The organism is Cupriavidus nantongensis (assembly GCF_001598055.1).
Lineage (GTDB): Bacteria > Pseudomonadota > Gammaproteobacteria > Burkholderiales > Burkholderiaceae > Cupriavidus > Cupriavidus nantongensis.
The window spans coordinates 2,091,740-2,109,208 of sequence record NZ_CP014845.1; the positions used below are offsets into that span (position 1 = coordinate 2,091,740).

Sequence of the window (17,469 nt, forward strand, 5' to 3'; positions counted from 1 at the left end):
CAGCCGGCTCAGACCGGATAGTGGCGCGGGGTGTTCTGGATCGTGATCCAGCGCAGCTCCGTGAACTCGGCCACCGCCGCCTGGCCGCCGAAGCGTCCATAGCCGCTCGCCTTGACGCCGCCGAACGGCATCTGCGCCTCGTCATGCACGGTGGGGCCGTTGATGTGGCAGATGCCCGATTCGATCCGCTGGGCCACCGACAATGCGCGCGACACATCGCGGCTGAACACCGACGCAGAAAGGCCATACTCGCTGTCGTTGGCCATGCGCACCGCCTCGTCGTCGCCGTCCACGCGCGCCACCGTCACCACCGGGCCGAACGATTCCTCGCGGTAGAGCTTCATGCCCGGCGCGATGCCGTCGACGATGACCGGCTGCAGGATCGCGCCATCGGCATGCAAGCCCACGGGCAGGCGCGCGCCCTGCGCGCGGGCATCCTCGACCAACGCGGCGATGCGCTGCGCGGCGTCCTTGCCGATCAGCGCACCGAGCACGCTGGACGGATCGGTGGGGTCGCCGGCCCGCAACGTCTTCGCCTTCGCGGACAGCTTCTCGACGAAGCGGTCGGCGATTCTGCGGTCAGCGATCACGCGCTCGGTCGACATGCAGATCTGGCCCTGATTGAAGAAGGCGCCGAAGGCCACGGCATCGACTGCCGCATCGAGGTCCGCATCGTCGAGCACCAGCAGCGGCGCCTTGCCGCCGAGCTCCAGCAGCGCCGGCTTCAGGTGCCGGGCCGCGTGCTGCGCGATGATGCGGCCCACGTGCGTGGAGCCGGTGAAGTTGACGCGGCGCACGGCCGGATGCGCGATCAGCCGCTCGACCACCTGCGCCGCATCCTCGGGTGCGTTCGTGACCACGTTGACCACGCCATCGCCGAGCCCCGCCTCCTGCAGCACCGTGCCGATCAGGCGATGCACGCCGGGGCACGCCTCGGACGCCTTGAGCACCACCGTGTTGCCGCACGCGAGCGGCATCGCCAGCGCGCGCGTACCGAGAATCACCGGCGCGTTCCACGGCGCGATGCCGAGCACCACGCCGCACGGCTGGCGCACGGCCATGGCGAGATTGCCCGGCACGTCCGACGGGATCACGCTGCCGTCGATGCGCGTCGTCATCGCGGCGGCCTCGCGCAGCATATTGGCCGCAAGCATCACGTTGAAGCCGTACCAGCTCGGCATCGCCCCGGTCTCGGCCACGCCGATGCGGATGAAGTCTTCCGTACGCTGGTCCATCAGGTCCGCGGCCTTCAGCAGCCGGCGGCGGCGCTCGCCCGGCGGCAGCGCGGCCCAGGCCGGAAAGGCGGCCGCGGCCGCGTCGACGGCAGCATCCGCATCCGCGAGCGTGGCTGCCGGGGCGCGCGACACCACGGCATTGCTCAGCGGATTGCGGCGCTCGAAGGTGGCGCCATCGGCGGCGCGCCGGTCCTGCCCGCCAATCAGCATGGTCAGTTCGTTCATCAGCATTGTCTCCTGGCGGCGGCTCTTGAGGCCGCCGGCTCAATCGGGGTGGTAGGCGGCGCCGCCGCTCAGGCGCGCTTGTAGGCCTGCAGGCCGGGCTTGATCGACTTGTCGTCGAGGAACTGCTTGAGGCCCTGCTCGCGACCGTGCTCGGGATCGCGCAGCTGCGCCTGGTCGAGCTTCGCGTACAGGTAGTCCTCGTTCTGCTCCCACGTCAGCTCGCGGCTGCGCTTGAAGCCGATCTTGGCCGCGCGCAGCACCACCGGGTTCTTCTCGAGCAGCTTCGCGGCCAGCGCGATCGTGTGCTCGCGCAGTTGGGCGCGCGGCACGCTCTCGTTGACCAGGCCCATCGCCGCGGCCTCGCTGCCGGTGAAGGTGTCGCCCGTCATGATGTAGTGCAGCGCCTTGCGGTGACCGACCGTATCGGCCATCGCCTTGCTGACCAGGTTGCCGGGCGGAATGCCCCAGTTGATTTCCGACAGGCCGAAGACGGCCTCGTCGGCGGCAATCGCCAAGTCGCAGGCCACCAGCGGCGAGAAGCCGCCGCCGAAGCACCAGCCGTTGACCATCGCGATGGTCGGCTTGCTGTACATGCGCAGGAGTCGCCATTGCCACTGCGAGGCATCGCGGCGGATCTTCTCCTGCAGGATCTCGGGGCCGGCATCCACTTCACGGAAGTATTCCTTCAGATCCATGCCCGCGGTCCAGGCGTCACCGGCGCCGGTCAGCACCAGCACCTTGGCGTCGGCATCCAACTCCAGCGCTTCCAGCACCTGCACCATCTCGGCGTTCAGCGTCGGGTTCATCGCGTTGCGCTTCTCAGGCCGGTTGAATGTGACCCAGGCAATGCCCTTTTCAACACTGACTTTCACCGCCTTCCAGCGCCCTTCGTAATCTGCCATCTCTGTCTCTCCTTGGTAGTCCGGCTTCGGCATGAACATCAGTCTAATATCAATCTACCTGATACATCAAGCGAAATATCCTTGCCGCGCGTAAACCCCGATCCGACTAGGTCGAACGCAAAGGAAACATGCCGACTCTGCGGAAACCGGATTGAATGAGAAGAAGGAGCACTTATCTGCTGGCGAGACAAAGGCTGGACGGTGAAGGTTGAGCCGTCGAGATAAAGTCGCGACGGCAGCGCGGAAACTGCCCTTCTTGGCCCATGGAGAATGGGCAGAAACAAGGTCGATCCGAAGCCGCTCGACGCTGCTGCACACCAGACATTGGGGAAGACGGGCACACTCAACGCCGATCGCAATGGCCGCGCTTGCGTTGTGGCTTTCCGGCGCCGCGATCGCACAGCCGGCTCCCGCCACGACCCTCTCGCCGACGCGCCATTCGTGAAGGACTATCCGATGCCAGAAAACTCGCGCATGTTGCAGGACGAATTGCTCTTCCAGCGCGCGACGCAAGCCTATCTGTGGGCGCTGCCCGCCATCAGTATCTGGGTCCTCGACGCCAACAGCAAGCCGGCCGACCTTCTGTTTCCGCGCGATGCGAGCTATTTCGACATGATGTCGCGCTTCATCGACAGCGAATAGGTGGACCCGTCGGACCTCGATGATGCATCGTATCGACGATGCATCGCCATTCGAGCAGCGTTTGCAGCTCGCTGAACACGAACACGTCACGACGTCACGAGCGGCGTCTGCAGCGCTTGCGGAAAATTACACAGGCACTGTGCCGGTTTGAGAATCGCCGGCAACCTGCACACGGGTTGTGTGAGCGCAAACGGTGTTTTCGTGCGGCGAGCCGGAATGCGCCGCAGGCTGTCGAGGCCGCCTGCTCCAAAACCCTGCAATCGGGGAAGCGGGCGCGAGTTTGCGGTATGGGGCCGTCGTTTAGGCTGACTGCCGCACGACGAGACGATGCGGCAAGAACACCGCACTGGGAGGATCGACTACCGCAAGCATTGCAGCGGCAGCCTGAATCCCGGCGCTGTAACTGTTCTCGCCCATAGCGAAAATCAGCTCCGGCGTCGGCACACTTCGGCGCCTTTGGGTTCTTGCTCTTCTTGGTCACTGTTGCATCGGTCATAGGACGTTATTTCCGTAATCGTCTCATGACCTCGACACACCAAAATCTGACCGGCTCCGTTCAGGCCAACGCTGCGCGTGGTGCGCGTGAAGAGCCCAGCGCCAATGCGCTGTTCGAGAACGCGCACGGCCCGGCTGATGGCCGACGGAGTTACCCCGAGTTCCGCTGCCGCCTTGCGAAAGCCGCGGTTCCTGGCAACGCTCAGGAATCGCCAATGCGGACACGTTGCCGTTTTTCGCCGGTAACCCGATGCTCCGCCACATCCTTGGCTACCCTGATCGCATCGTAGAAGGTCAATTCAGAGGCCACGCGCATCCGATCAACGCACACTATCCAATAGCCAAACATGTACCGCCACCGCACACGGCGGTCCTCAAGAAGCGCCGAAAACCAACGCCAGACCGAGGCGTCTTCGGCATTCGCCAACGCCGCGGCTTCATCGCGGTTCCTTTGCATGGCGTCCATTTCATCGCGCATATTTTGGTTCGCAGAATACTTATCTGTTTGCTGGCTTAGTACACTCCGTGCACCGTGAATCAACAGCGTGCGCAGGTACGTGTCGCCGCGCTTCGATATGCCGTGCAGGTTCACCTTGCCACCTGAGCTCGTCTGCCTGGGCACGAGTCCCGCCCAGAGTTCGCTGGAGCACGTCAAGCTGCCCGACAACACAGGCGTGGAACAGGTCAAAGATCGAGCACCAGCCGTGGTGACTTGGAGCGGGAGCAGCAAGGCGTCAACTGGTCATTCGCCGCCTGTTCATCCGGCGTCAGGAAGAGGTCACGATGATCAGGAACACCATCGAGCACCCGGGTGACACAGGTGCCGCAGACACCCTGCTCGCACGACGTTGCCACCTCCACGCCCGCCGTAGTGAGCGCGTGAACGATGGTCTGGCCCACAGCGACGCGAACCACCTTGCCGCTGCTGGCCAGCACCACGTCGAATGCCGCGTCGGATCCGGTCCGGGACACCGCCGCGGCAGAGAAGTACTCCCTGTGCAGCCGATCCTCCGACCAGCCGCACTGGGTGGCCGTGTCCAAGACCCACTGGATAAAGCCGCCCGGCCCGCAAACGTAGAGATGGGCATCGCCCGGCGCCTGCTGTAGCACCTGTGCCGGGTCGAAGCGCTGGTCGGCCGGGCCATCGTCACGGTGGATATGCACGCCGCCGGCGAAGCGTGATTCCATGAGCAGCTCCCGGAAGGCCGTTCGAGCTTCGTTGCGCGTGCAATAGTGGAGCTCGAAGCCGCGCCTGGCGCTGGCGAGCTCTTGGACCATTGCCAGCAGTGGCGTGATGCCGATGCCTCCGGCCACGAGGATGCTGCTGCCGGTACCGGACGCCAGGGGAAAGTGATTGCGCGGCGCTCCAATCGTGAGGACGTCACCTTCCTGCACGATCTCGTGCATCGCCGCCGAGCCACCGCGCCCTTCTGCTTCGCGCAACACGGCGATGCGGTACAGGTCGGGCGTTGCGCTGTCGTTGCAAAGCGAGTATTGGCGGATGATGCCGCCGGGGAGGTGCACGTCGATGTGGGCACCCGGCGTGAAAGGCGGCAGGGACTCTCTCACCAACGGCACGAGATCGAAACCGCAGATCGCCTCGGCCAGCATGGATTTTCGTGCCACGCGCACCTTCAGCAGCTGCGTCATGCGGCACCTCCACCCAGTAGCTCCGGAGCGAATTGCTCTTCTGCTTTGAGCATCGCTGTCAGCACGCGCCGCGCGCGCACGGCGGCTGCATCCGAGGGCAGGAGGATGGGCTTCATGGACCAGAAATCACAGTCACCGATGGCGGCCTGCTGCGCCTCGAGCATCGGAAGGTCCTCGTTCTCGAAGGGCTCGCGCAGGTATTGGACATCGGCTTCGGCCCGGAGCCGGCCTTCCTCGCCCATGCGCCGCGGATAGCTTGTGGCGAACCAGTAATGCGTGGTGCTCGCCGTCTCAGGCGTGAAGAGATGGGTGAAGGGCACCTGCTTGCCTACGGCGCGCGGATCGGGGGATCCCGCAGGCGCGACGCCGACCCAGAGTTCCATCACGGCCGGTGCGTTCCATCGCGTATCGAGCCAACGGTCCACCGGCTGGTCTTCGGGGATGCCGTAACGCCGCGCCAGCGAGGGCGTCACGATCTCGTTGCGCGTCAGCCGCCGCGAGAACACCGTATTGCCCTCCTGCTGCACATCGGTCTGCGCCTGCTTGACGGCGTCGCTGCCCAGCGTGCCCGGGTGCAGGAACTCGATGTGGCTCAGGTCGAGGATGTTGTCCGTTTCAAGCTGGTATTCGGCGCGCGCCAGCAGGTAGTCCTTGCCGACCCACCGGGTCTCAGGATCCATGCTTCGGAATTCAGGGATCAGTTCCGGATCGGCCTGGCCCGGCTCGCCCATCCAGATCCAGAGCACGCTCCATCGCTCCACCACCGGGTAGCTGCGCACCTGTGCGGCCTTGGGGATTGCGCCGTTGCCGTGCGGGTTGCGGCTGCAGGCGCCATCGCCCCTGAACTCGAGCCCGTGGTATGGGCAGCGCAGGCACCCGTCGACGACCGTGCCACGGCTCAGCGGCGCGAAGCGATGCGGGCACTGGTCGAACAGCGCCTGGGGCTCACCGGTGTCATTGCGAAACAGCACGAGCCGCTCGCCCAGGATGGTGCGGGCTAGCGGACGATTGACGGGGACCTCGTGGTCCCAGGCGGCGACATACCAAACGTTGCGAAGGAAGGTGCTCATGACAAAGAAGCCTCCTAAGGGCAAGGGGGTGGGAAGAATGACCTCGGCCGGTAGCTTGGCGGCATGGAGGCTGCTCACGTCGTCTGCGCGCAGCGCAAGCACGGCGCGCTAGTTGATGTAGCCCTTGTCGGTGATTTCGCCGGCATCGGCGGGGGCGCAGGCGCCATTCGAAAATATCATTTGTCTCCTTATATCTGTCGGTTGATCCAAACTTCAGCAGGCAGTTGCTCGGATGCCACGACGCACAGCTTCACTATCAACGACGCCGGTCACGCCAACCTCGTGCGCTGGCTTGCGCGCAAGCGCGTGGTGCTGCTGGTGCTGGAGGCCACGGGCGGCTACGAACGAGAGCCATACATTTACCGGCACGTTTGTCACAGACTTACTTTCCTCTACGAGTTCGGCGTCCACTGCTCAGCCCAAAGCGGCGCGAATCCCGGGCGGCACTGGCACCGCCGCGATCCCGCCGTCCTCGCGCCGCCGCGCGAAGACGCGGACCTCCTCGCACTGCATGACAAGATCGCCGCCGCGCATCACGCGATGGTGCTGCACGAAGCTCTTGCCGCGAAGTTCCGTGAGGGACGTATGAATCCGCAGCGTGTCTCCGTAGCTGGCGGCATTCACGAACGTGGCGCGTGTATCCACCAGAGGTGTTCCGATGACACCCAGTGTCCGCTCCATTTCGCGCCAGGGCGGTACGCCGCACTCCAGGAAGAAGTGCTGCGAGGACGCATCGATCCAGCGAAAGAAGTTCGGAAACCAGACAATGCCCGCGGGGTCGCAGTCACCGAACTCCACCTTGATCGTATAAACGACTTCTTTCATTGGTCATTCAATGGATACGGCCGAGATCCGACCATGGCATGCTGCCGACGATCGAGACGAGAGCGAACACTCCCGCCGCGATGACCAGGATCAGCAGCACGACACAGACTCGGTCTCCGACGTCCCGATGCTTCATACCGGGTCGCCCGCCTTCAAGATGAGCTTGCCGGGGTTCTTGCCCGTGAAGACCGACATCAGGAGCGCAGGGGCTTTCTCGAAGCCTTCGTGCACGTCCTCCTCGACGCGAAGCTTGCCCTGCTGCACCCACTCGGCGAGCTGCTTCGCGCCCTGTTCAATGCGGTCGGCGAAGTAGAACAGATGCACGCCTTCGACGCGAAGCATCTTCGTGACGATCTGGCCGTAGTTCTTCGGCCCCTGGAAATTTAGGTCCGCATAGCCCTGCGACATCGCGCCGCAAATCACCATGCGCCCGCGCGGCTTCATGTGCAGGAACATCTCGTCGAGAATGTCGCCACCGACGTTGTCATAGTAGGCGTCGACGCCGTCCGGGCACAATTCGCGCAGCCGCACGGCGATGTCGTCCGACTTGTAGTCGATTGCCGCGTCGTAATGGCCGCTTTCGACGATCCAGCGGCACTTGTCGGCGCCGCCGGCAAAGCCGATCACCTTCTTCGCGCCGAGGGCCTTGGCGATTCCGCCGACCACAAACCCGGTGGCCCCGGTGGCGGCCGAGACCACCACGGTGTCCCCCTGCTGCACGCGCAGCACGTCTGCCGTGCCAAAGTACGCCGTGAGCCCGCCCACACCGAACATGCCGAGGTTCCACGACAAGGGGTAGTTCGCCTTGGGCAGCACGCGCAGCGGCCACGGGCCGCTCTCCGGCCGCACAACGAGGTAGTCCTCCCAGGTCATGAAGCCGTCGACCAGGTCACCTTCTTTGTAATCCGGGTGGCGCGAGGTCACGACCTGGCCAATGCCCATCGTGCGCACCGGCGTGCCGGGCGCTTGCGGCGGCATGTAGCCACCATCCTCGGTCATCCAGAGCCGCTGGGTCGCGTCGAAGCCGAAGTACAGCGTGCGCAGCAGCACTTCGCCATCGCCCGGCTCGGGCACCGGGCCTTCCTTGTACTGGAAGTCTTCAGGGGACAGGTCACCGACGGGGCGTCGGCTCATGAGCCATTGGCGGTTAACGGGTTGGTTCAAGTTCCGGGTCACGTTCATCTCCTGGGTGTTGATCGGGTTCGTTCTGTTCTGGGTCCGCGTGCCTCAGGGGGCGTGCGTCAGTTCGATGCCGCCGTCCACTACGAGCCGTGTGCCAGTCACGTATCGCGCTTCATCGCTGGACAGGTACAGCACCGCGTAGGCGACGTCGTCGGCGGTACCGAACTCGCGCATCGGGATGCGCGACAGGAAGGCCTCACGCAGGGCTTCCGGTGGGGCCCCGACCTGGGGCGACAACGTCGAGAACAGCCCTTCGAGCATCCGTGTCTGCATCATCCCGGGATGCACCGAGTTGCAGCGGATGCGGTAGCCCGACTGCAGGCAGTACGAAGCCACCGAACGCGTGTACTGCGCGACGCCGGCCTTCGAGAAGCCATACGGCGCCAGCTGCGGCATCGGCGTGAGCGCCGCGATCGACGACATGTTGACGATCGCACCGCCGTGGGCCTTCATCGCCTCGATGCCGTAGCGGCAGCCCAGGAACACCCCTTCGCCGTTGATGCGCAGCATCTCGCGCCACTCCGCGAGCGACGTGTGCTCGGGATCGGCGATGCCGTTCACCGAGCCGATGCCGGCGTTGTTGACCAGGATGTGCAGCGGCCCGGCCGCACCGATGGTGGCCATAACGTGCGCCCAGTCGCTCTCCTTCGTCACGTCATGGTGGCAGTAGCGGGCACCGGTGTCGCGCGCCAGTTGTTCGCCGCGGGCGTCGTCGATATCGGTAATGAACACCGACGCGCCTTGCGCGCACATCATGCGCACGATCGCTTCGCCGATGCCCGCGGCGCCGCCAGTGATGAGCGCCGTCTTGCCGGCCACGCGGCCTGTACCTTCATCGATCTTGTTCATGTTCATACTTTGAAGATCAAAAATGAGTGGGGAGTCGGGCGGTGTGCCCGCCATCGACGATCAGCTCGGTGCCGGTGATCATTGCGCTGTCGTCGCCCACGAGGAATACGACGGCACGCGCAACGTCATCGGGCGTTGCCACACGTCCCATGGGGATGTCCTGGGCGAACGCGTTGAGCATGGTCGCGCGATCGCCAAACAGCGGCACGGCCGGGTCGAACATCGAGGTGTCGACATACGACGGAAGAATGGCGTTGCAGCGGATCGGGTAGCCTTTCTGGGCGCAGTGCATGGCCACGGCCTGCGTCAGCGCCCTGACGCCCCCCTTGCATGCGCAGTAGCCCACCGTGCTCGGCACGCCGCGCAGCCCCGACACCGAGCCCAGGTTGACGATGGCGCCCGCCTGCGCACTGCGCCGGATGGCACGCACGCCGTGTTGGCAGCCGAGGAACACGCCAGTGAGGTTCACCGCCAGCTCGCGGTTCCACTTCTCTAGCGACAGTTCCTCGAAGTCCACCGGCGACGTGATGCCGGCGATGTTGCATACGATGTGGATCGCACCGAAGGCCTGCTCCGAACGCGCGATCGCGGCGGCCCAGCCGGCGTCGTCGGTCACGTCGAACACTTCGACGCTGGCGCGCCCGCCCTGCTCGCGCAGCAGCGCCGCGGTCTGCTCGGCGCTGGCGCGTTGCACATCGGCGACGACGACGCTTGCGCCTTCGGCCGCCAGGCGCAGTGCCGTGCCGCGGCCGATGCCGGAGCCGGCACCGGTGACCAGTGCGACCTTGTTGCTCAACTTCATGCTTGTCTCCTTTGTGTCTGCCATTGCAATCTTTTTTACGCGTTCCTGAGAGGACCGCGATCTGCCTGATCAGCAGGTAAGACCCAGGCGCTTGAGTACCTACGCAGCATTTCGATGGATCAGGGATTGCACCAACCCTCCGCATAGAGCTGCTGACAAAGAAGCCCAAAGCGCATGGTCACCGTGTAGCTCTCGCCATCCGCGATAAGGGAGGGGCGGGTGTCGCGGAACAGCTTCTCGATGGGATATTCGCGTGTCGTGCCCACCCCGCCGAAAAGCTGCAGCGCCTCGTGGACCACTTTCATCGCCTCTTCGGTTACCGTCACCTTGTTGGCTGCGGTGACATAGGGGTGGGTCCGCTCCGAAAGGCGTGCAAACGCGAGTGAGCGCCGAGACGTCGCGCGAGCCATTTCAACCCGGCGCAGCATGTCGCCGAGACGATAACGGGTCAGTTGATGATCGATCAGCAGCCTTCCGCCCTGCTTACGCTCATGGCAGTACTGCAGCGCCATCTCGAACGCCGCGCGGGCGACGCCCACGAATATGGGCGACATGTGTGCTCCGGCGTAAGACCACACCGAAGCAAAATTGCCGTAGAACTCGTCTTTCAACGCGACGGCAAAGCGTTTTGGCACACGAACGTTGTCAAAATAGATTTCCCCTTGAGGAAGCGCGCGCAGGCCGATTTTTTCAAGCGGCTTGCCGCGCGAGACCCCGGGAAGGTCGAGAGGGATGATCACCCCGACACCGTGCGGCCGGCCATTCTTGTCGAGCCGTCCATCGCCATAGTCCGCGCCCATATAGGCGATCGCCACTTGCGCAACGGCGCCGTTGGAGACCCAGGCCGAGCTTTGTCCGTTGATCACGATCTCGTCGTCGCCCACCTTCGCCCAGAGGTTGCCTTGATTACCCGGCGTGCCTTTGGGCCAATCGCGTTCAATGTCCAACACTTGGAAGTCGCTGCCGCGGTCGGGCTGCGTTCCCAGCCAGCACCCGATGCGTCCGGCACACAGCTCTACCAGTTCCTGCTTGCCGGCCGCAACAGCCATTTGCATAGGGAAGTTGGCGACGCCCAGCGACACAGCAAGCCCGCTGTCGCCCCATCCGAGCTCCTCGGCGATCATCGATTCCATGCGCAACGCCGTCTCGGCTGGTAGCGAAGCGAACAGCGCGGGATCTACGCCGAGCTTCGCGAACTCTGCAAAAACCGAGTAAAAAGGCGATCCTGGGGCAATGGCCTGCTCCGCGGTCATCTTGTCCAGCGCCGTGCCCATGGGGCGGAGCACTTCCTTGGCAAACCGATGAAGCGTATCCAAAACGGCGCGCTCCTCTTCAGACAGCGGCGTTTCGAAACCGGTCAGACAAACGTCCGGCAAGTGCAGTTCAGTTTTGAGTTTCAGCATTTTCGTCTCCTTTTGACTTGGCAAATTTCGCCAGCGCCGGTCGTCCTACAGAACCTCGAATAAGCCTGCGGCCCCCATGCCACCGCCGATACACATGGTCACGACCACGTAGCGCACGCCGCGCCGGCGGCCTTCGATCAGGGCGTGTCCGACCAGGCGGGAGCCGCTCATGCCATACGGATGGCCCACGGCGATGGCGCCGCCGTCGACGTTCAAGCGGTCATCCGGGATGCCGAGCCGGTCGCGGCAATACAGGACCTGCACGGCGAACGCCTCGTTCAGCTCCCACAACCCGATGTCGTCGACGCCCAGGCCGGCCTTGGCCAGCAGCTTGGGCACGGCGAAGACCGGGCCGATCCCCATCTCGTCGGGCTCGCACCCCGCGACCTGGAAGCCGCGGAAGATGCCCAGCGGCTGCACACCGCGCCGCTTCGCGGCCTGCGCGCTCATCACCACGCAGGCCGAGGCACCGTCGGAGAGCTGGCTGGCGTTGCCGGCGGTCACCACGCCGCCGGGGCGGACGGCGCGCAGGGCAGCAAGGCCCTCGATCGTCGAGTCGCCGCGGATGCCTTCGTCGCGATCGACGGTGACGGCCCGCGTGGCGATGCGGCCGTCGGCTTCCACCACGGCCATGCGCGTCGCCAGCGGGACGATCTCCTCGGCGAACCGGCCTTCGGCCTGCGCACGTGCCGCCTGCACCTGGCTGCGCAAGCCGTACTCATCCTGCCGCTCGCGTGAGATACCGTAGCGCTTGGCGACCACTTCGGCGGTCTCCAACATGCCCCAGTAGACCTGGGGCCTGTGCGCTTCGACCCAGGCTTCCTTCAGGTTGAACAGGTTGGCCTGCGACTGCACCATCGTGATCGACTCGACGCCTCCGGCCACGTAGATGTCGCCCTCGCCCGCGATCACCCGTTGCGCAGCCAGCGCGATGTTCTGCAAGCCGGTGGAGCAAAACCGATTGACGGTCAGGCCCGAAGTGGTGACGGGACAACCCGCGCGCAACGCGACCTGCCGCGCCATGTTGAGGCCGCCGGCCCCTTCCAGAAAGGAGCTGCCGAAGATCACGTCCTGGACGTCACCCGGTGCGATGCCTGCCCGCTCGATCGCGTGCTGAACGACGTGCCCGCCCAGGGTGACGGGATGGGTCAGGTTGAATCCGCCCCTGTACGATTTCGCCAGGCCCGTGCGCGCCGTGGAGACGATGACTGCTTCTATCATGCTGGGCTCGCTTCGGTGAGAGAGGACCAGCCGAGCCGACGTTCGGCGGCTCGGCTCAGCCAAGGTGCGGGACGCCAGACCTGCGCGCGGCGCTGGTAGGCCGGCCCGCTGGCGCCGAGCCGCCTCATCGCGGCCACGACGTCTTCTAGGCCCCGCTGTTCGGCCGCGAACATCGGGCCGCCGCGCCAGCGCGGGAAGCCGTAGCCGGCGATGAAGACGACATCGATGTCCGAGGCGCGCTGGGCAATGCCTTCCTCCAGCAGGAGGGCGCCTTCGTTCACCAGCGCGAGCACCAGCCGATCGACGATCTCGTCATCGCCGATGCGACGCCGCACCAGGCCCAGTCGCTGCGAATGCGCCTCGATGGCCTGCTGCACGGCTGCGCTGGGCACGGGCGCCCGCTGGCCAGGCACATGGTCGTACCAGCCGCGTCCGGCCTTCTGGCCCGGCCGGTCCATGTCGACCAGGATCTGGTTGAGCTCGGAGTACGGCACGTCGGGATGGCGTTCGAGGTACTGCGCGCGGATCTTGGCGCCCAGGTCGAGCCCGGCCATGTCGGCCATGCGGAACGGCCCCATCGCCATGCCCCAGCGCTCTATCGCGCGGTCGACCTGCTGCGGCAGCGCGCCCTCTTCGACCAGCAGGCCGGCCTGCACGAGGTACGGCGTCAGCATCCGGTTGCCGATGAAGCCTTCGCAGACCCGTGCCACCACTGCCGTCTTGGACAGCCGGCGCCCCAGCGCCATCGCGGTGGTGAGCACATCGGGCGCCGTCTGCGCGCCGCGCACTACCTCGAGCAGCGGCATCACGTGCGCCGGGCTGAAGAAGTGCAGCCCCAGCACGTCCTGCGGGCGGCGCGTGAAGGTGGCGATCTCGTCGACGTCGAGCATCGAGGTGTTGGTGGCAAGCACCGCGCCGGGCTTGGCCACCGCGTCGAGCTGCTCGAACACCTGGCGCTTGACCGCCATGTCCTCGAACACCGCTTCGATGAGGAGATCGGTGTCGCGCAGCGCGTCGTACGACAGCGCCCCGCTGACCAGCGCGATGCGGCGCGCGGCCTCTTCGGCGGCCAGCTTGCCGCGGCGCTGCGCGTCCTCGTAGGTCTTGCGCACCGTCGCGAGCGCCCGATCCAGCGCGGCGGGGTCGCGTTCGAGCAGCGTCACCGCCAGCCCGGCATTGGCCAGGCTCATCGCGATGCCGGTGCCCATGGTGCCGCCACCGATGACCGCGGTGCTGGTCACCGTGCGCGGCTTCACACCCGGCGCGAGATCGCTGATCTTGGCCGCCAAGCGCTCAGACAGGAAGGCATGGCGCAGGCCTTCACTTTGCGGCGTCGCGCGCAGCCGGTGGAAGCGTTCCAGCTCGCGCGCCAGACCGTCCTGGAAGGGCCGCGTGACGGCGTCTTCCAGGCAGTCCAGGCAGGCCTGTGGCCCGAGCAGCTCGGGCCGCGCCTTAACCGCTCCGCGCGCGAACGCGAGGAAGGCCTCGGCGTTCTCCATCCGCACCGGCAGATGGCCGGTACGCCGCAAGGCCACGGAACCCTCCGCCAGCTGGCGCGCAAGCTCGATCGCCGCCGGCAGCGGCGCCTCGTCGGTGACGCGATCGAAAAGGCCGCTGTCGGCCAGCTGGCGTGCGGTGCGCTTGCGGCCGTGCACGATGAGGTCGGTCGCCAGTTCGAGGCCGACCAGCCGCGGCAGGCGCTGCGTGCCGCCGGCGCCGGGCACGATCCCCAGTTGCACCTCGGGCAGGCCGACAGAAGTCTGCGCTTGCGCGACACGGGCATGGCAAGCCATCGCGAGCTCCAGCCCACCGCCCAGTGCCACGCCGTGCAGCGCGGCCACCACCGGCTTCGGGCCTTCTTCGATCAGCGCCATCAGCGTGCCCGGTCCAGGCTCCAGCAGCACGGCCTGCGTGTCGAACTCGGCGATGTCGCCGCCGCCGCAGAAGGCCGTGCCGGCGCCGGCCAGCACGATGGCCCGCACGGTGTCGTCGGCCAGCGCAGCCTGCAGGTCGTCAGCCAGACGGCGGCGCACTGCCAGCGACAGCACATTCAGCGGCGGCTGCGCCAGCGCGATCACCCGAACGCCGTCGTGATCGGCGTGGGGCCTGTCAAAGTGGTCCGGCATCGTGGCGCCTCACTTGGTCAGGATGTGGACCGCTACGACGGCTTCCTCCATCGCCGCCAGGCCGCCGCCGTTTTCCTGCAACGCGATGCGGGCGCCTTCCACCTGGCGGGCGCCGGCCTCGCCGCGCAGCTGGGTCACCAGTTCATAGAGCTGGCCGATGCCGGTGGCGCTAAGCGGATGGCCCTTGGACTCCAGGCCTCCGGAGACGTTGATCGGCAGGCGGCCACCGTGCGTGAACTCGCCGCGTTCGGCCGCCGGACCGCCCTCGCCGGGCGCCACGAACTGCAGGTTCTCGGCCTGCAGGATCTCGCCCATCGCCGAAGCGTCGTGCACTTCGGCCACGTCGATGTCGTCAGGGCCGACGCCCGCGCTCTCATAGGCCTGCTGCGCTGCCAGGCGGCCCGCGGCCAATTCGATCTGGTCAATGCGGCGGTGCGTGAAGCTGCGCATCACGCTGGCGGCCACCTTTATGCAGCGGCGGGGGTCGGCACCGATGCGCTTGAGGCCCTCCTCCGTGCAGACGATGGCCGCCGAGGCGCCGTCGGACACCGGCGCGCACATCGGCAGCGTCAGCGGATAGGTGATCGGCGGCGCGGCGAGCACCTCGTCGATCGTGTAGGGCTTGCGGATCTGCGAGAACGGGTTGTGCACCGAGTGGCTGTGGTTCTTCGCGCACACCGCGGCGACCTGCCGTTGCGTGATGCCGTAGGTCTTCATGTAGTAGCGGCACATCGATGCGTAGACCTGCATCACTTCGCTGTACGGCTTGTCCGACTCGGAGCCTGGCGGTACTTCGACGCCGGCGCCCAGCGCCAGCATGTCGGCCAGGTTCTGCTCGCCCCGGCTCACGTCCCAACCGCCCTGGAAGACGCTGAACATCTTCGCCTTATCAGGGACGTTCAGCTTCTCGACGCCGAGCGCCAGCGCCACGTCGGTGCTGCCGGCGCGCAGGGACTGGATCGCCAGGTGGAAGGCCGTGCTGCCGGAGGCGCAGGCGGCCTCGACGTTGAACGTCGGGATCCCCGTGATGCCGATTTTGCCGAACACGACCTGCCCGGGCACCAGGATCTGGCCCTGCAGGTAACCGTTGGTCGCACCGGCATAGAAGGCGGTGCCGATGTCGCTGACCTGGCAGCCCGCATCCTTCAGGGCGCCATCCAGCGCCTCCTGGGCCAGGTTGTCCAGCGAGCGCTCCAGGTGTCGCCCGAAGACGGTCATCGCGATGCCGGCAATGTAGATGTCATTCATGTCGGAGGTTCCTTCGGATTCAGATCTTGCGTTGGGCCTGCTGCCAGAACTGCTGGCGCAGGTCCTTCTTGAGCACCTTGCCGGCCAGGCTGCGGGGCAACGATGCGATGAAGTCCACCGACTTTGGCGCCATCACGCTGCCCAGGCGCTCTTTGCATAGGGCGATCAGTTCCTCGGCGCTAACCGTCTGGCCGGGGTTCAGCTCGACGACCGCCTTAACGGCCTCGCCCCACTTCTCGTCGGGCACGCCGATGACGGCGCAGTCCTGCACTGCAGGGTGCGACCACAGCACCTGCTCGACCTGGCTCGGATAGACGTTGAAGCCGCCCGTTATGATCATGTCCTTCTTGCGGTCGGTGATGTGCAGCCGGTGCTCGCCATCGAAGTGGCCGATGTCGCCGGTGTGCAGCCAGCCGTCGACGATGGTTTCGGCGGTCTTCTCGGGATCCTTGTAATAGCCCTTCATCACGATGTCGCCGCGCACGCAGATCTCGCCGGTCTCGCCGTCCGGCACGATCCGGCCATCGTCGTCCATGATCTCGACCCGCACCAGCGGGTTGGTGTGACCCACCGACGACAGGCGCTCGTCGGAAGCCAACGCCCCGCCCACCATGTGCTCGTCGGGCCGCAGGATGGAGATGCCGGCCGGCGCCTCGGTCTGACCGTAGCCACCCATCAGGACCGGCCCGAAGATCTCGATAGCCTTCTTGAGTTTCTCCACCGACATCGGCGCCGCGCCATACATCAGGTACTTCATCGAAGAGAAGTCGGCTTCGGCAATGCCGGGCACCTCCAGGAGCCGGTAGATCACCGTGGGCGGCAGGAAGAACTCCGTCACTCGGTGCCGCGCCACGTTCTCGATCAGTGCGGCGGGATCGGGCTTGGCGAGCACCACCACCGTGCCGCCTTGCGCGATGCAGGGCACCGACAACAGACCGGCCGCATGCGTCATCGGCGCCATGGCCAGGTTCACCGGCCGCGCCCCATCCCGGTAGGTGCAAGCCGTCAAGTTGAAGCCGAGGAAGGTCTGCAGGCTGCGATGCGTGTTCATCACGCCCTTGGGCATGCCGGTCGTGCCGCCCGTCGGCGTCAGCATGACGACGTCGTCCATCTCGTACGGAACGACCGGCATGACCGCCGAAGCATCGCCGAGCCAGGAAGCCAACGACGGTGCCCACGCCAGATCGGCATCGATACAGACCAAGTGCTTGACCTTCGTCAGCGCGTCGCGCATCGGCTCCACGATGGACGCATAGGCGTTCTGAAAGAACAGGATCTCGCAGTCGAAGGTGTCGATGATGTAGCGGTTGTCCTCCGCCGAGCTGCGGGGATTGATCGGGATCCACGCCTTGTTGGCGCGCCAGATGCCCAGCGTGCAGGTCCACGCGGTGACGTCGTTGCCCGACCAGACCGCGCCCTTGGCTTCCTTCGGCAGCCGGAGTGCCAGGAGCTTGTTGGCGATGCGGCAGGACAGCGCGCCCACCTCGTTATAGGTGAAGGCGCGCTCGCCCTGGATGTAGGCCGCGCCGGTTGGGTTCAGGCGCCAGCCGCGGTCGAAGTAGTCGATAACTGCCATGATGTGGAACTCGTGCGA

Annotated in this window: 14 protein-coding genes and 3 pseudogenes; 2 read left to right on the top strand and 15 right to left on the bottom strand. The window is 65.9% G+C overall.

Going from position 1 to position 17,469, the window contains the following annotated elements; translation table 11 throughout:
• Window positions 1-8 precede the first annotated feature (8 nt).
• Both A2G96_RS30275 and A2G96_RS30280 read right to left on the bottom strand, forming a co-directional pair.
• On the bottom strand, window positions 9-1,460 hold the full coding sequence (locus A2G96_RS30275) for an aldehyde dehydrogenase (protein WP_062804221.1): 1,452 nt from the start codon (window positions 1,458-1,460) through the stop codon (window positions 9-11).
• A gap of 68 nt (window positions 1,461-1,528) precedes the next feature.
• Window positions 1,529-2,362, bottom strand: a complete 834-nt coding sequence (locus tag A2G96_RS30280) for a p-hydroxycinnamoyl CoA hydratase/lyase (RefSeq protein ID WP_062803804.1) — start codon at window positions 2,360-2,362, stop codon at window positions 1,529-1,531.
• A 270-nt stretch (window positions 2,363-2,632) separates the two neighbouring features.
• On the opposite strand from A2G96_RS30280, the gene A2G96_RS30285 reads away from it, so the two are divergent.
• Both A2G96_RS30285 and A2G96_RS34200 read left to right on the top strand, forming a co-directional pair.
• On the top strand, window positions 2,633-3,004 hold the full coding sequence (locus A2G96_RS30285) for a hypothetical protein (RefSeq protein WP_174549334.1): 372 nt from the start codon (window positions 2,633-2,635) through the stop codon (window positions 3,002-3,004).
• Window positions 3,005-3,017: 13 nt separating this feature from the next.
• Window positions 3,018-3,155: pseudogene (locus tag A2G96_RS34200) on the top strand (4-hydroxybenzoate 3-monooxygenase); the annotation flags it as partial.
• Between the two features lie 346 nt (window positions 3,156-3,501).
• On the opposite strand, the pseudogene A2G96_RS34205 reads toward A2G96_RS34200, so the two are convergent.
• The 13 genes and pseudogenes from A2G96_RS34205 to A2G96_RS30345 all read right to left on the bottom strand — a co-directional run.
• Window positions 3,502-3,705, bottom strand: a pseudogene (locus tag A2G96_RS34205) (LysR family transcriptional regulator); the annotation flags it as partial.
• Between the two features lie 304 nt (window positions 3,706-4,009).
• A pseudogene (locus tag A2G96_RS32920) lies at window positions 4,010-4,133 on the bottom strand (transposase); the annotation flags it as partial.
• A gap of 50 nt (window positions 4,134-4,183) precedes the next feature.
• Entirely contained in the window at window positions 4,184-5,149 is a 966-nt protein-coding gene (locus A2G96_RS30295; RefSeq protein WP_062803806.1) for a PDR/VanB family oxidoreductase, read from the bottom strand.
• Window positions 5,146-6,219 (bottom strand): aromatic ring-hydroxylating dioxygenase subunit alpha, encoded by a 1,074-nt coding sequence (locus A2G96_RS30300; protein ID WP_062803807.1) that lies wholly within the window; start codon window positions 6,217-6,219, stop codon window positions 5,146-5,148. The genes A2G96_RS30295 and A2G96_RS30300 overlap by 4 nt, the downstream gene beginning before the upstream one ends.
• Window positions 6,220-6,633: 414 nt before the next feature.
• Window positions 6,634-7,044, bottom strand: a complete 411-nt coding sequence (locus tag A2G96_RS30305) for an acyl-CoA thioesterase (protein ID WP_062803808.1) — start codon at window positions 7,042-7,044, stop codon at window positions 6,634-6,636.
• Window positions 7,045-7,176: 132 nt separating this feature from the next.
• Complete coding sequence (locus A2G96_RS30310; RefSeq protein WP_197672310.1) at window positions 7,177-8,220, bottom strand: NADP-dependent oxidoreductase; 1,044 nt, start codon at window positions 8,218-8,220, stop codon at window positions 7,177-7,179.
• 51 nt (window positions 8,221-8,271) lie between these two features.
• Window positions 8,272-9,075: an SDR family oxidoreductase gene (locus tag A2G96_RS30315; protein WP_082819190.1), complete on the bottom strand. Its 804-nt coding sequence runs from the start codon at window positions 9,073-9,075 to the stop codon at window positions 8,272-8,274.
• Window positions 9,076-9,091: 16 nt separating this feature from the next.
• Window positions 9,092-9,877: an SDR family NAD(P)-dependent oxidoreductase gene (locus A2G96_RS30320; protein WP_062803811.1), complete on the bottom strand. Its 786-nt coding sequence runs from the start codon at window positions 9,875-9,877 to the stop codon at window positions 9,092-9,094.
• A 119-nt stretch (window positions 9,878-9,996) separates the two neighbouring features.
• Window positions 9,997-11,280 carry an acyl-CoA dehydrogenase family protein gene (locus A2G96_RS30325; RefSeq protein ID WP_062803812.1) on the bottom strand — a complete coding sequence of 428 codons (1,284 nt, stop codon included), beginning with the start codon at window positions 11,278-11,280 and terminating at the stop codon, window positions 9,997-9,999.
• A 45-nt stretch (window positions 11,281-11,325) separates the two neighbouring features.
• Window positions 11,326-12,501, bottom strand: a complete 1,176-nt coding sequence (locus tag A2G96_RS30330; protein ID WP_062803813.1) for an acetyl-CoA C-acyltransferase — start codon at window positions 12,499-12,501, stop codon at window positions 11,326-11,328.
• Entirely contained in the window at window positions 12,498-14,627 is a 2,130-nt protein-coding gene (locus A2G96_RS30335) for an FAD-dependent oxidoreductase (RefSeq protein WP_062803814.1), read from the bottom strand. Before A2G96_RS30335 ends, A2G96_RS30330 begins: the two co-directional genes overlap by 4 nt.
• Window positions 14,628-14,636: 9 nt before the next feature.
• The gene (locus A2G96_RS30340; protein WP_062803815.1) at window positions 14,637-15,875 is read right to left on the bottom strand and encodes a thiolase family protein; all 1,239 of its coding nucleotides are present in this window, start codon (window positions 15,873-15,875) and stop codon (window positions 14,637-14,639) included.
• Window positions 15,876-15,894: 19 nt separating this feature from the next.
• A complete protein-coding gene (locus tag A2G96_RS30345; protein WP_062803816.1) occupies window positions 15,895-17,451 on the bottom strand; it encodes an AMP-binding protein in 1,557 nt (518 codons plus the stop codon).
• Between the last annotated feature and the right edge of the window lie 18 nt (window positions 17,452-17,469).

Coding starts and splice junctions, on each gene's coding strand:
- A2G96_RS30275 (WP_062804221.1), bottom strand. CDS start 1,460: ATGAACGAACTGACCATGCTGATTGGCGGGCAGGACCGGCGCGCCGCC.
- A2G96_RS30280 (WP_062803804.1), bottom strand. CDS start 2,362: ATGGCAGATTACGAAGGGCGCTGGAAGGCGGTGAAAGTCAGTGTTGAA.
- A2G96_RS30285 (WP_174549334.1), top strand. CDS start 2,633: ATGGGCAGAAACAAGGTCGATCCGAAGCCGCTCGACGCTGCTGCACAC.
- A2G96_RS30295 (WP_062803806.1), bottom strand. CDS start 5,149: ATGACGCAGCTGCTGAAGGTGCGCGTGGCACGAAAATCCATGCTGGCC.
- A2G96_RS30300 (WP_062803807.1), bottom strand. CDS start 6,219: ATGAGCACCTTCCTTCGCAACGTTTGGTATGTCGCCGCCTGGGACCAC.
- A2G96_RS30305 (WP_062803808.1), bottom strand. CDS start 7,044: ATGAAAGAAGTCGTTTATACGATCAAGGTGGAGTTCGGTGACTGCGAC.
- A2G96_RS30315 (WP_082819190.1), bottom strand. CDS start 9,075: ATGAACAAGATCGATGAAGGTACAGGCCGCGTGGCCGGCAAGACGGCG.
- A2G96_RS30320 (WP_062803811.1), bottom strand. CDS start 9,877: ATGAAGTTGAGCAACAAGGTCGCACTGGTCACCGGTGCCGGCTCCGGC.
- A2G96_RS30325 (WP_062803812.1), bottom strand. CDS start 11,280: ATGCTGAAACTCAAAACTGAACTGCACTTGCCGGACGTTTGTCTGACC.
- A2G96_RS30330 (WP_062803813.1), bottom strand. CDS start 12,501: ATGATAGAAGCAGTCATCGTCTCCACGGCGCGCACGGGCCTGGCGAAA.
- A2G96_RS30335 (WP_062803814.1), bottom strand. CDS start 14,627: ATGCCGGACCACTTTGACAGGCCCCACGCCGATCACGACGGCGTTCGG.
- A2G96_RS30340 (WP_062803815.1), bottom strand. CDS start 15,875: ATGAATGACATCTACATTGCCGGCATCGCGATGACCGTCTTCGGGCGA.
- A2G96_RS30345 (WP_062803816.1), bottom strand. CDS start 17,451: ATGGCAGTTATCGACTACTTCGACCGCGGCTGGCGCCTGAACCCAACC.